Source organism: Leifsonia xyli subsp. xyli str. CTCB07 (assembly GCF_000007665.1).
GTDB classification, from domain to species: domain Bacteria; phylum Actinomycetota; class Actinomycetes; order Actinomycetales; family Microbacteriaceae; genus Leifsonia; species Leifsonia xyli_C.
In genome coordinates this window covers 1,574,351-1,587,308 of record NC_006087.1, presented here as the reverse complement: position 1 = coordinate 1,587,308, position 12,958 = coordinate 1,574,351, and the positions used below count along the sequence as shown (strand labels likewise).

Annotated in this window: 11 protein-coding genes and 1 pseudogene; 11 read left to right on the top strand and 1 reads right to left on the bottom strand. The window is 67.5% G+C overall.

Annotated features, from left to right (window positions below):
• Positions 1-21: 21 nt before the first annotated feature.
• From murC to LXX_RS16790, 11 genes and pseudogenes are all read left to right on the top strand, one after another.
• Complete coding sequence (murC, locus tag LXX_RS07580; RefSeq protein ID WP_041767602.1) at positions 22-1,434, top strand: UDP-N-acetylmuramate--L-alanine ligase; 1,413 nt, start codon at positions 22-24, stop codon at positions 1,432-1,434.
• A 3-nt stretch (positions 1,435-1,437) separates the two neighbouring features.
• Entirely contained in the window at positions 1,438-2,403 is a 966-nt protein-coding gene (locus tag LXX_RS07575) for an FtsQ-type POTRA domain-containing protein (protein WP_041767601.1), read from the top strand.
• Positions 2,404-2,556: 153 nt separating this feature from the next.
• Positions 2,557-3,732 carry a cell division protein FtsZ gene (gene ftsZ, locus LXX_RS07570; RefSeq protein ID WP_041767600.1) on the top strand — a complete coding sequence of 392 codons (1,176 nt, stop codon included), beginning with the start codon at positions 2,557-2,559 and terminating at the stop codon, positions 3,730-3,732.
• Positions 3,698-4,402 carry a YggS family pyridoxal phosphate-dependent enzyme gene (locus tag LXX_RS07565; RefSeq protein WP_041767599.1) on the top strand — a complete coding sequence of 235 codons (705 nt, stop codon included), beginning with the start codon at positions 3,698-3,700 and terminating at the stop codon, positions 4,400-4,402. Before ftsZ ends, LXX_RS07565 begins: the two co-directional genes overlap by 35 nt.
• A 63-nt stretch (positions 4,403-4,465) precedes the next feature.
• Positions 4,466-4,972 (top strand): cell division protein SepF, encoded by a 507-nt coding sequence (locus tag LXX_RS07560; protein ID WP_041767598.1) that lies wholly within the window; start codon positions 4,466-4,468, stop codon positions 4,970-4,972.
• Positions 4,973-5,054: 82 nt separating this feature from the next.
• The gene (locus LXX_RS07555; RefSeq protein ID WP_011186316.1) at positions 5,055-5,351 is read left to right on the top strand and encodes a YggT family protein; all 297 of its coding nucleotides are present in this window, start codon (positions 5,055-5,057) and stop codon (positions 5,349-5,351) included.
• A 144-nt stretch (positions 5,352-5,495) separates the two neighbouring features.
• Positions 5,496-6,317: a DivIVA domain-containing protein gene (locus tag LXX_RS07550; protein WP_011186315.1), complete on the top strand. Its 822-nt coding sequence runs from the start codon at positions 5,496-5,498 to the stop codon at positions 6,315-6,317.
• Between the two features lie 31 nt (positions 6,318-6,348).
• Complete coding sequence (gene lspA / locus LXX_RS07545; RefSeq protein WP_081423122.1) at positions 6,349-6,900, top strand: signal peptidase II; 552 nt, start codon at positions 6,349-6,351, stop codon at positions 6,898-6,900.
• Positions 6,900-7,820 carry an RluA family pseudouridine synthase gene (locus LXX_RS07540; RefSeq protein WP_011186313.1) on the top strand — a complete coding sequence of 307 codons (921 nt, stop codon included), beginning with the start codon at positions 6,900-6,902 and terminating at the stop codon, positions 7,818-7,820. Before lspA ends, LXX_RS07540 begins: the two co-directional genes overlap by 1 nt.
• 127 nt (positions 7,821-7,947) lie before the next feature.
• Positions 7,948-11,463, top strand: coding sequence for a DNA polymerase III subunit alpha (gene dnaE, locus LXX_RS07535; RefSeq protein ID WP_011186312.1), 3,516 nt, complete (start codon positions 7,948-7,950; stop codon positions 11,461-11,463).
• Positions 11,464-11,574: 111 nt separating this feature from the next.
• Positions 11,575-12,075, top strand: a pseudogene (locus LXX_RS16790) (glycosyltransferase); the annotation flags it as partial.
• A 355-nt stretch (positions 12,076-12,430) separates the two neighbouring features.
• On the opposite strand, the gene LXX_RS07530 reads toward LXX_RS16790, so the two are convergent.
• Positions 12,431-12,946: a flavin reductase family protein gene (locus LXX_RS07530; protein WP_011186311.1), complete on the bottom strand. Its 516-nt coding sequence runs from the start codon at positions 12,944-12,946 to the stop codon at positions 12,431-12,433.
• Between the last annotated feature and the right edge of the window lie 12 nt (positions 12,947-12,958).

Sequence of the window (12,958 nt, the reverse complement as noted above, 5' to 3'; positions counted from 1 at the left end):
CGTAAACCGAAAGCAGCGCGCGTGACGATCAAACCCGACTTGACTCTGACCATCCCCGATGAGCTCGGAAAGCTCCACTTCGTCGGCGTCGGCGGGTCGGGGATGAGCGGCATCGCCCGTCTGTTCCTTGAGTCCGGGCACACCGTGACCGGTTCCGATGTCCGTCACTCGGCGAATGTGGACGCGCTTCGAGCGCTCGGAGCGAACATCGCGATCGGCCACGACGCGGCGAACGTCGGTGACGCCGACACACTGGTGGTGACCGGTGCGCTCTGGCTGGACAACCCGGAGTACCGGCTCGCGCTCGAGAGGGGCCTGCCCGTGCTGCACCGCTCGCAGGCGCTCGCGTGGCTCATCAACCGGAAGCGGCTCGTAGCGGTCGCCGGCGCTCACGGTAAGACGACGTCGACCGGGATGATCGTCACGGGCTTGCTCGGACTCGGCGCAGACCCGAGCTTCGTCAACGGCGGCGTCATCGCCTCGCTCGGTACGAGCTCGCGGGCCGGCAGCGGCGAGCTGTTCGTGGTCGAGGCAGACGAGTCGGACGGTTCTTTTCTGCTGTACGACACGGCTGTCGCCCTCATCACCAACGTCGATCCCGACCACCTCGATCACTATGGCTCGCTGGAGGCGTTCGAGGACGCGTTCGTCGCCTTCGCCGAGGAGTCCGCTGAGCTCGTCGTGGTCTCCTCCGACGACCCTGGCGCGCAGCAGGTCACCCGCCGGCTGCGCAAGGCGGCGCCCGGCAAGCGCGTGCTGACCTTCGGCGAGGCGGAGGATGCGGACATCCGCGTGTATTCGATCGTCACGGACGGCCCGGTTGCCTTCGCCCTGAGCCATGACAGCGACGTGTACTCCGCCTGCCTCCGCGTGCCCGGCCGGCACAACGCGATCAATGCGGCCGGTGCTTTCGCCCTGCTGACCGGTCTCGGCTTCGAACCGGCCGCCTCCCTCGCGGCGATCGCCGAGTTCGGTGGAACGGAACGTCGCTTCGAGCTTCACGGGACGGTCGCGGGCGTCAGCGTCTACGACGACTACGCCCACCACCCCACCGAGGTCGCCGCCGCGCTCTCGGCCGCCCGAACGGTGGTCGGCGACGGCCGCATCATCGCGGTCCACCAGCCGCATCTGTACAGCCGCACCCGTCTGTTCGCGAAGGAGTTCGCGGAGACGCTGGAGGCCTATGCGGACGAGACGGTCGTGCTGGATGTCTACGGCGCGCGCGAGGACCCCGAACCCGGTGTGACCGGTGCGCTCGTCGCGGATCTGTTCGCCCACCCGGAGCGTGTCGCGTTCATCGCGGACTGGCAGGCCGCGGCCGATCACACGGCCGAGATCGCCCGCGAAGGCGATTTCGTGATCACGCTCGGTTGCGGCGATGTCTACCGCATCGTTCCGCAGCTGCTCGACTCGCTGCGTCGTGTGCGGGAGTAGCCGGTGAAGCGTCCGCAGGGATTCGACCGGTCGGCCGCCGCGTCGCCTCCGGCCGCGCCGCGGGCGGAGGAACCGGCCACGCTGGAGATGGAGCAGGAACCGGTCGCACGGACGCAGGAGCCCCGCGCGCCGGCGCAGCGCGCGGCCCCCGAGGCGTTCCCCGCCCGGGTATCGCCCTACGAACGCCTCCCCAGCAATCGCGAGATCGGCAAGGCCCTCCGGGCTGCGCGCAAGGAGCGCCGGCTCCTCGAGCGCGCGGAGGTCCGGCGTTTCACCAGACGCTCGCGCCGCCGCAAACAGCTCTGGACGGCCGCGGCCGCCGTTGGCGGGGCGCTCGTGCTCGGTGTGGTGCTGGTCGGCTTCTCCCCGCTGCTCGCGCTGAAGAACATCGAGGTCACCGGGACGGAGCGCCTCGACCCCCAGGCTATCCGGCAGAAGCTCGGCGATCAGCTCGGGCGGCCCTTGCCGCTGCTCGACCAGGCGGCGATCTCGAGCGATCTGGCCGCCTTTCCCCTCATCCGCAGCTACAGCGTCGAGAGCCATCCGCCCGACACGATCGTCGTGCGCGTGGTGGAGCGTCAGCCGATCGGAGCGATCCAGCAAGGGTCCGCTTTCACCGTGGTGGATGCCGCGAAAGTGCCGATCTCCTCCACTCAGGCGCGTCCGGAGGGCATGCCGCTCATCGCCGCCAGCGGACCCGCCGCGGACGCGGACGCGGACTCGGGCTTCGCTGCCGCTGCGGGTGTGCTGTCGGCGCTGCCCGCGGATGTGCGTGCGCAGGTGGACACGATCACCGCGAAGACCAAGGACGATGTCTTGTTCACGCTGCGCGGCAGCGGCGCGACGGTGGTGTGGGGGAGTGCGGAGGACTCCGCGCTGAAGGCCGCCGATCTCGCTGCCCTGCTGAAGAGCGTCCCGGGGAACAGCCGCTACGACGTCTCCTCCCCGCACAGTGTGACGACGGGATGAGGCGATGACGACGGGATGCGCTGGGAGTTTCCCGACACGCCTTGTGGCTGCCGGGGTGGGCGGCTCCGTCCCTCTACCGTCGAATTGAGAATTGCATACTCAGCATAACTTTAAGCCTCGACTTGAGGTTGAAGGTTCCCGTGGAGGCCGGACGTGACAGCAAACCAGAACTACCTCGCCGTGATCAAGGTCGTCGGCATCGGCGGAGGCGGCGTCAATGCCGTCAACCGCATGATCGAGCTCGGCCTGCGCGGCGTCGAGTTCATCGCCATCAACACGGACGCCCAGGCGCTGCTCATGAGCGACGCCGACGTGAAGCTCGACGTGGGCCGTGAGATCACCCGCGGCCTGGGAGCCGGCGCCGACCCCGAGGTCGGCCGCCGCGCCGCCGAGGACCACGCGGAGGAGATCGAGGAAGCGCTCGCCGGAGCCGACATGGTCTTCGTGACCGCGGGCGAGGGCGGCGGCACCGGCACCGGAGGCGCTCCCGTGGTCGCGCGGATCGCGAAGTCGATCGGCGCGCTCACCATCGGCGTCGTCACCAAGCCGTTCTCCTTTGAAGGCAAACGCCGCTCGCAGCAGGCCGACTCCGGTGTCCAGCGCTTGAAAGAAGAGGTCGACACCCTCATCGTGGTGCCGAACGATCGGCTGCTGGAGATCAGCGACCGCGGCATCAGCATGCTCGAGGCGTTCTCCACCGCCGACCAGGTGCTCCTCGCCGGTGTGCAGGGCATCACTGACCTCATCACCACCCCCGGGCTCATCAACCTCGACTTCGCGGACGTCAAATCCGTTATGCAGGGCGCGGGCTCCGCGCTCATGGGCATCGGCTCCTCACGCGGCGCGGACCGTGCGATCAAGGCGGCCGAGCTGGCTGTCGCCTCGCCGCTGCTGGAAGCGTCCATCGACGGCGCCCACGGAGTGCTGCTCTCCATCCAGGGCGGCTCCAACCTGGGTATCTTCGAGATCAACGACGCGGCGCGGCTCGTCCAGGAGGCAGTGCATCCGGAGGCGAACATCATCTTCGGCGCGGTGATCGACGACACCCTCGGCGACGAGGTGCGCGTCACCGTGATCGCCGCTGGCTTCGACGGTGGCGAGCCGAGCGCGAAACCGGCGATCGACTCCCGCCGCTCCAGCTTCGTCGAAGCCGGTGGCGAGGACGCGGCCACCGGTGCAGCCGCGACGGCCGGGGCCGGTGAGCCCGACGCTCCCTCGGCCGAGGCGTGGCACGCGACCGGCGAGCCCCCCGCGACCGAGACGGCCCAGAAAGACCCGGCGTTCGACGACGAGAATGACGACCTCGATATCCCCGACTTCCTCAAGTAGCCCGCTCGCGGAGCAGCTGGTTGCCGTGAGGGAGGGCGTCGCCGACGCCGCCCGGGCCGCCGGCCGGTCGCCGGATGAGCTGACGACGATCGTGGTGACCAAGTTCCACCCGGCGTCCCTCGTCCGCGAGCTGGCCTCGCTCGGGGTGCGGGATGTGGGGGAGAACCGGCACCAGGAGGCGCAGGAGAAGGTGTCCGTGCTCGCCGATCTGGAACTCACCTGGCATTTCGTCGGGCAGTTGCAGAGCAAGAAGGCGCGCCAGGCCCGGCGGTACGCCGGCGTCGTCCACTCGATCGACCGCCTCTCGCTGGTGGATGCGCTCCGGAACGACGACGGAACCGTCCTCGGCGCCTTCGTCCAGCTCAACCTGACGGACGATCCCGCTCGCGGTGGTGTCGCCGGCCGCGACCTGGAGCCGCTGGTCGACCACATCCTTGCCGCACCCGGTCTGCGCCTCCTCGGTGTGATGGCGGTCGCCCCGCTGGATGAGGAGCCGGCGCGCGCCTTCGAACGTGTCCGGGTCGCGAGCGAACGGGTTCGCGCACTTGCCCCGGAAGCGGTCGCCATCTCCGCCGGAATGTCCCAGGACTACCGGGAGGCCATCGCCGCCGGCGCGACACACCTTCGGATCGGCACGGCCATTACCGGGAATCGGCCGCTCGTTCGTTAATCTCGGAAGCAAGAAGATTCGCGTGCGGCGCCGCCGGGCGCCCCGGCCTACACGGAGGAAGCGATGGCCAACCCGCTGAAGAAGACAATGGTCTATCTGGGCCTCGCCGACGAGGAACTGGAGTTCGAGGAGGAGCAGACGCAGCATCAGCCCCGCCGCGAAGCCGCTGCGCCCGCGTCGGTCCAGCCTGTCCCGCACCCCGCTGCGGTCGCCCCCGTGCAGAACCGCGCGCCGGTGACCCCGCTGCGCAAATCGTCCACCGCACGGAATGCTCCGGTACAGGAAATGAATGAGATTCTCACGGTCCACCCCCGCCAGTACCGTGACGCCCAGGCGATCGCAGAGTCGTTCCGCGAGGGCATCCCGGTCATCATCAACCTCTCGCAGATGAGCGAGGGCGACGCGCGCCGTCTCATCGACTTCGCCAGCGGCCTCTCGCAGGGTTTGTACGGCAAGATCGAACGGGTCACTCCCAAGGTCTTCCTGCTGTCTCCGTCGCACATCGTCGTCTCCGGCGAGCACGGGGGCCAGGAGGCCGAGGTCGACGCCTCCTTCTTCGCGCAGGCCTGAACCGCCGCACGCACTTCGCACAAGGGCACACTGTCCGGCCGGACAGTGTGCCCTTGTGCGTGCTCTGGTTCATACTGGAAGCGTGCTAGTCGTCTCGGTCATCGCGAACGTCCTCTACTACGTCCTCCTGATCTACTTCTTCGTGCTCTGGGCTCGCTTCGTGCTGGATCTGGTGCGCACTTTCGCGCGCCAGTGGCGGCCGCGCGGCGTCGGGCTTGTCCTCGCTGAGTCGGCCTATGTGGCGACCGACCCGCCCATCCGCTTCTTCCGTCGCGTTCTCCCACCGCTGTCGATGGGGCCGGTCGCGCTCGACTTCGGCTGGAGCCTCACTATGCTCGTCGTGATCATCGGCTTGTACGTCACCGTGAGCTTCATCTGACCGCCGCCGCCCGGTGCCAGCGCCGGGCGGGGACGTGTACTCCGACGCGCCTGGGCGCGGCGGAGTGGGCACCGCTGTCGCATTTTGCTAGCGTTGGCTAAGCACTCATTGTTCGTCTCTTTTTAAGATATAAGGTGGCTAGTCATGGCGCTGACTCCGGAAGACGTGGTCAACAAGCGGTTTCAACCGACGAAGTTCCGCGAAGGCTACGACCAGGACGAGGTCGACGATTTCCTTGACGAGGTCGTCGTCGAGCTGCGTCGGCTGACCCAGGAGAACGAGGAGCTGAAGCAGCGTCTGGTGGCGTCCGACTCGCGCATCGCCGAGCTGCAGCGCACTGTCGGTGTCTCTGGCCCGGTCGCGGCTTCTCTGGGCGCCAGCGACGGCGAGATCCTGCGCCTCCAGCGTGAGAACGAGGAGCTTCAGCAGCGCCTCGCCATCGCCCAGCGCGAGACCGCCGAGGCTCGACAGCAGGCCGCCGCCGCTCCCTCGGCCGGTGCTCCGCTGGCCGCCGCCGGCTTCGCTGTGGGCGCTGCCACGGACGCGAACGACCCCAACGCCACCAACAACCTCCTGCAGCTCGCGCGTCGTCTCCACGAGGAGCATGTTCGCGAGGGTGTCGAGAAGCGCGACGCGCTCATCGCCGAGGGACACGCGACCGCCGCCCGCATCGTCGCCGAAGCGGAGTCGAAGCAGCGCGCGCAGATCGCCTCCCTGGACCAGGAGCGCGTCGGCCTCGAACGCCGCATCGAGGAGCTGCGCGGTTTCGAGCGCGACTACCGCTCGGGCCTGAAGAGCTACATCGAGAACCAGCTCCGCGACCTCGACAGTCAGCAGGTCGGTGGGTCCGGTTCCTCGAACCGCGCCTCCGGCGTTCCCGCCCCGGTGCCCGCGAGTCATGGCGACCTCTCGAACGGCTCCGACCAGGGCGCCCAGCCTCCGGTCTTCCCCGGCTTTGGAGGCTAGTCCCTCTCGGACCAAGGCCAGCGTCGGGGCCTTGGTCATCCTGGCCGTGGTCGCGCTCTGCGTGTACCTCATGGACCAGATCACCAAGGCGCTGGTTGTCTCCAACCTCTCCGAGGGCCAGCAGGTCGCTGTCCTGGGGCAGCTCCTTCAGCTCCACTTCGTCAAGAACCCGGGCGCCGCGTTCTCGATCGGCAGCGGCTCCACGTGGATCTTCTCTCTCGTGGGCGTCGGCGTGCTCGGCTTCGTCATCTGGTACGCCCCGCGCATCCGCTCGACGGCCTGGGCCATCCTGTTCGGCCTCCTCCTCGGCGGGCTGCTCGGAAACCTCACCGACCGGCTCTTCCGGGAGCCGGGGTTCGGGGTTGGACACGTGATCGACTTCCTGCAGATCCCTCTGCTGACGGCCATCTTCAATCTCGCGGATGTTGCGATCGTCTTCAGCATGGGGCTTTTCCTCCTCCTGACCCTGCGCGGGATCGGTCTCGACGGACGCAGGCAGCGGGACGAGGGCGCCGGCGTCAGCAGCGCTTCGCCCGCCGGTGACGAGTCCGCCGCGGACAAACCGGAGAACCTGTCTGCCTGATGGAGTCCCGCAGCTTCCCCATCCCAGACGGTCTGGGCGGCGTGCGCGTCGACGCCGGCCTCGCCAAGCTCCTCGGTTTCTCGCGCAGTTTCGCCGCGGAGGTCGCCGAGTCTGGCGGCGTGACCGTGGATGGCCGCGAGGCCGGCAAATCCGACCGCCTCCCCGCCGGGTCCTGGCTCGATGTGACCTGGCAGCCACGCGAGGAGCCGCGGATCGTGCCGATCGTTGTGTCCGAGCTCACCATCGTTCACGAGGACGACGACATCGTCGTCCTCGACAAGCCGGCCGGTGTGGCCGCGCACCCGTCGATCGGCTGGGAGGGTCCCACCGTGCTCGGCGCTCTGGCGGCGGCCGGGTTCCGCATCTCGACCTCGGGGGCCCCCGAGCGCGCGGGGATCGTACACCGGCTGGATGCGGGCACGAGCGGTCTCATGGTTGTCGCCAAGTCCGAGCACGCCTACACCGTGCTGAAGCGGGCTTTCCACGATCGGACGGTCGAGAAGATCTATCACGCGGTGGTGCAGGGGCATCCAGACCCGCTGACCGGGACGATCGACGCACCGATCGGCCGGCATCCGAAGTCCGATTGGAGATTCGCGGTCGTCGCCGGCGGCAAGCCGTCGGTGACCCACTACGAGACCATCGAGGCGTTCCCTGCGGCGAGCCTGCTCGAGATCCACCTGGAGACAGGTCGAACGCACCAGATCCGCGTCCACATGTCCGCGCAGCGCCACCCCTGTGTCGGCGACGCGATGTACGGCGCCGATCCCACCCTCTCGGCCCGGCTCGGCCTGACCCGTCAGTGGCTTCACGCGGTCCAGCTCGCGTTCGCTCACCCGGCGACGGGGGAGTGGGTCACCTTCACCACCGCCTATCCCGCCGACTTCCGGAACGCCCTCGACATCCTCCGCACCCTCTGACCCCGGCCCCTTCTCCCCTTCCGACCGCAGAAAGAGGGAAGAGTCTGCCGTCGGCTGGTGCGCAATCCCCTCCGGGTGTGTGGGGGACAGACGGCCGTCGGCGCGGAGCCCTAGGCTGGGAGACGAAATGGCCGACTCCTTCGTTCACCTCCACGTCCACAGTGAGTACTCGATGCTCGATGGCGCGGCTCGCGTCAAACCGCTCATCGACGCCGCGGTGGAGCAGGGGATGCCCGCCGTCGCGGTCACCGACCACGGCAATATGTTCGGCGCGTTTGACTTCTGGCGCACCGCCATCGACGCCGGAATCAAACCGATCATCGGCACGGAGGCGTACCTTACGCCAGGCACCCACCGCACCGACAAGACCCGCATCCGCTGGGGGGACGGCGGCGGGGACGATGTCTCCGGCTCCGGCGCCTACACGCACATGACTTTGCTCGCTGCGACGACCGAGGGGATGCACAACCTCTTCCGGATGTCCTCGCTGGCCTCCATCGAGGGCTACTACTTCAAGCCGCGGATGGATCGCGAGCTGCTCAGCCAGTATGCCAAGGGCATCATCGCGACGACGGGCTGCCCCTCCGGAGAGGTCCAGACCCGCCTCCGGCTCGGCCAGTACGAGGAGGCCAAGAAAGCCGCCGCCGAGTTCCGCGACATTTTCGGCAAAGAGAACTTCTACGCCGAGATCATGGACCACGGGCTCGGCATCGAGCGCCGCATCATGTCCGACCTCATCCGGCTGGCGAAGGAGCTCGGCCTCCCGCTGGTCGCGACGAACGACCTCCACTACACCCACGCCGCCGATGCGAAGAGCCACGCGGCGCTGCTGTGCGTGCAGTCCGGCTCCACCCTGGATGACCCCAACCGGTTCAAGTTCGACGCGGACGAGTTCTACTTGAAGACCTCCGAGCAGATGCGGCAGCTCTTCCGCGATCACCCGGACGCCTGCGACAACACGCTTACGATCGCCGAGCGGGTGGATGTGCGGTTCGACACCGCCGCCAACTACATGCCGCGTTTCCCTGTCCCGGCCGGCGAGACCGAGCAGACCTGGTTCGTCAAGGAGGTCGAGCGGGGCCTCGCCGAGCGTTACTCGAACGGTGTCACGCCGGAGGTGCGCAAACAGGCCGACTACGAGATCGGCGTCATCTCGCAGATGGGCTTCCCCGGCTACTTCCTCGTCGTCGCCGACTTCATCAACTGGTCGAAGGACAACGGCATCCGGGTGGGCCCCGGCCGCGGTTCCGGCGCGGGTTCGATGGCGGCCTACGCGATGCGGATCACCGACCTCGACCCGCTGCGGCACGGCCTCATCTTCGAGCGCTTCCTCAACCCCGACCGCGTCTCCATGCCTGACTTCGATGTCGACTTCGATGACCGCCGCCGCGGCGAGGTCATCAAGTACGTGACGGACAAGTACGGCGAGGAACGGGTCGCCCAGATTGTCACGTACGGCACGATCAAGGCCAAACAAGCACTCAAGGACTCCTCCCGCGTGCTCGGGTTCCCGTTCGGGATGGGCGAGAAGCTCACCAAGGCGATGCCGCCGCCCGTCATGGGGAAGGACATCCCGCTCACCGGGATCTTCGACAAACAGCACCCGCGCTACAAGGAGGCCCTGGACATCCGCGCTGTCGTGGAGTCCGACCCCGAGGCCAAGACTGTGTTCGACACAGCGCTCGGCTTGGAGAACCTGAAACGGCAGTGGGGCGTCCACGCGGCCGGCGTGATCATGTCCTCGGACCCGCTCATCGACGTCATCCCGATCATGAAGCGGGAGCAGGACGGCCAAATCGTCACGCAGTTCGACTACCCGGCGTGCGAATCCCTCGGCCTGATCAAGATGGACTTCCTGGGCTTGCGGAACCTGACGATCATCAACGACGCGCTCGACAACATCGAGGCGAACCGCGGCGAGAAGCTGGTACTGGAAAACCTGGAGCTGGACGACCGCGCCGCCTACGAATTGCTCTCCCGCGGTGACACACTCGGCGTGTTCCAGCTCGACGGCGGCCCGATGCGCTCGCTGCTGCGGCTGATGAAACCGGACAACTTCGAGGACATCTCGGCCCTCATCGCGCTGTACCGGCCCGGTCCGATGGGCGCGAACTCGCACACCAACTATGCGCTGCGGAAGAATGGGCAGCAGGAGATCACGCCCATCCATCCCGAGCTCGCGCAACCGCTTCAGGACATCCTCTCGACCAGCTACGGCCTGATCATCTACCAGGAGCAGGTCATGGCCATCGCGCAGAAGGTCGCGGGCTTCTCGCTCGGACAGGCCGACATTCTGCGCCGTGCGATGGGCAAGAAGAAGAAGTCGGAGCTGGACAAGCAGTTCGAGGGCTTCTCACAGGGCATGGTCGAGAACGGCTACTCGGTGGCGGCCGTGAACAAGCTCTGGGAGATCCTGCTCCCGTTCTCCGACTACGCGTTCAACAAGGCGCACTCGGCCGCGTACGGGGTCATCTCGTATTGGACCGCCTATCTCAAGGCCCACTATCCGGCCGAGTACATGGCTGCCCTTCTCACCAGCGTCGGCGACTCCAAGGACAAGATGGCGCTGTACCTCAACGAGTGCCGTCGCATGGGCATCGAGGTGCTCCCACCCGACGTCAACGAGTCCAGCCTGTACTTCGCGGCCGTCGGCGAGGACATCCGCTTCGGGATGGGCGCGGTGCGCAACGTCGGCGCCAACGTGGTCGAGGGCGTCCGGGAGGCGCGGGAGTCGAGCGGTCGGTTCGAGTCGTTCCACGACTTCCTCAGCAGAGTGCCGGTTCACGCCGCCAACAAGCGCACCGTCGAATCGCTCATCAAGGCGGGCGCTTTCGACTCGCTGGGCTACACCCGACGGGCGCTGGTGGAGGTCCACGAGGATGCGGTGGAGTCCGCGGTCAAGATCAAGCGCAGCGAGGCCAATGGCGATGTCGGGTTCGATTTCGACAGTCTGTGGGGGGACGACGAGCCGAACCGGTCGCAGCACCACATCCCCGAGCGTCCGGAGTGGGTCAAGCGCGACAAGCTCGCGTTCGAGCGCGAGATGCTCGGCCTGTATGTCTCCGACCATCCTCTTGCGGGGCTGGAACTGCATTTGGCGAAGCTCGCGAGCACGTCGATCGCCGACCTCGTCGCCTCGGAGACCGTTCAGGACGGCGAGACCGTCGTCATCGCGGGTCTCGTGACCAGCGTTCAGCACCGTGTCGCGAAAGCCTCCGGCAATCAGTACGGGATGATCCAGGTCGAGGACTTCGGCGGTGAGATGACCGCCATGTTCATGGGCAAGGCCTATCAGGAGTTCCAGGGCATGCTGCAGGGCGACTCGATCGTCGTCGTGCGCGGTCGCGTGAGCCTGCGCGACGACGGGATGAACCTGCACGCGTTCAGCCTGATGGTCCCGGACCTCGGCCAGGCCGACGACGTCGGGACCGTGACGATCACCATGCCGGACCAGCGGGCGACCACCGACACGGTCACCGAACTCGCGTCCGTCCTCACCCGCCATCCGGGCGAGAGCGAGGTGCAGCTGCGACTGGTGAAGGGCTCGGTCGCCCGCGTGTTCGAGGTTCCGAAGCCGGTGAAGGTCTCTCCCGATCTGTACGGCGAGCTGAAGGCTCTCCTCGGGCCGAACTGCCTGGTGTGACGCTCCGCGCGCGGAGCGTCCACGCGACATAACGGATGCTGCCCCCCAACTGACCGTCGACGTCTTCTTAAGGACCAGCTGACAGCGATCGCCGGGAGGCAGAGTGGAACGATGTCTGACGTCGAGCACTTCATCCTCACCCGGTTCGGCGTCCTGTGGACGGACAGCCAGCCGCCGCTGGACGAGAACTGGCTTCGCTACCGGATAGGGCTCTTCGAGGCGGTGTGCCTGCCCAGCGTGCAGAGTCAGACCACGGAGGCGTTCCGATGGCTGCTGCTCATCGACGAAGGCTGCCGGGCACCGTGGCTTGAAGCGGAGCTTGTGCGGCTTGGCGAGGGCACCGCGTTCGAGACGGTGTGGCTTCGCGATCATTTCTGGAACAGCGTCGACAAGGTCGTCACTACCCGTGCCCGTGCGCCGTACGTGATCACGACGCGTCTCGACAGCGATGACGCGATCGCCACCGACTACTTCGCCCGTATTCACGAGGTGTTCGACCGTCAGGACGCCCTCTTCGTGAACTTCCAGCGGGGACTGCAGTTCGAACGCGTGGGTGGGCTCTATCGGTACTACCACTCCTCGAACGCGTTTCTGTCGTTCATCGAGCGTCGCGAGGAGGACCGCCCCGTGGGCACTGTGTTCTCTTCGACGGCGCACGCCGACGTGCTGCAAGTGTCCGCCCTTCCCTGTTGGCTGCAGATCGTGCATGGCGGAAACCTGATGAACGAGATTCACGCTGTGGCGTGGCAACTGCGCCCGGAATCGTTCGATTATGATCGCTTCCCGGTGGAGCTGCCCCTCGTGTCGGTGACCCGCGGCAGACTCTTCGCCTCCCGTTCTCGCACGGTCGTCCGGCGTGTTGTCCGGCTGCTGCGCGGCGGGGGGATGGGGCGGCAGATCCTGTCACCCTCACCCGCGGTGACCGCATCCAGAAGCGCCGCAGGCATCCAGAGGGTCGGCCGCGCCTCTAACCGAGTTCTATCGGCCGGTGGTAGCGCCGCTCGTGATAGAGCAGCGGCGCGTCCGGCTCGCCCAGCTCGCCGCCCTCGATCTGCACCACGACCACGGCGCTGTTGTGGACGGGGAAGCGGCCGACGATGCGGGCCACCATCCACGCCGTCACATCCTTCATCACGGGCAGGCCGTGCGGACCCCGGTACCAGTGATCGCCGAGGAAACGGCGCGTGTTGTCCGCGGAGAGTAGCTCGGCGACGCTCTTGTTGCGCACGCCGAGCATGTGGATGACGACGCGGTCGTTCTCCGCGAGCGCCGGCCAGCTGGAGGCGGAGAGCGCGATGTTGAACGTGGCGAGCGGGGGCACGGCCGCGAGGGAGGCGAGTGAGGTCGCGGTGAACCCGACCGGGCGGCCCGACGCATCCTGCGCGGTCACGATGGCCACTCCGGCCGTGTGCCGCCGGAAGGACATGCGGAAGGCGGCGAGGTCGGGCGTCGGGTCGCGGGGGCGGGCGGGTTCGCTGTTCATACTCTGCTGTCG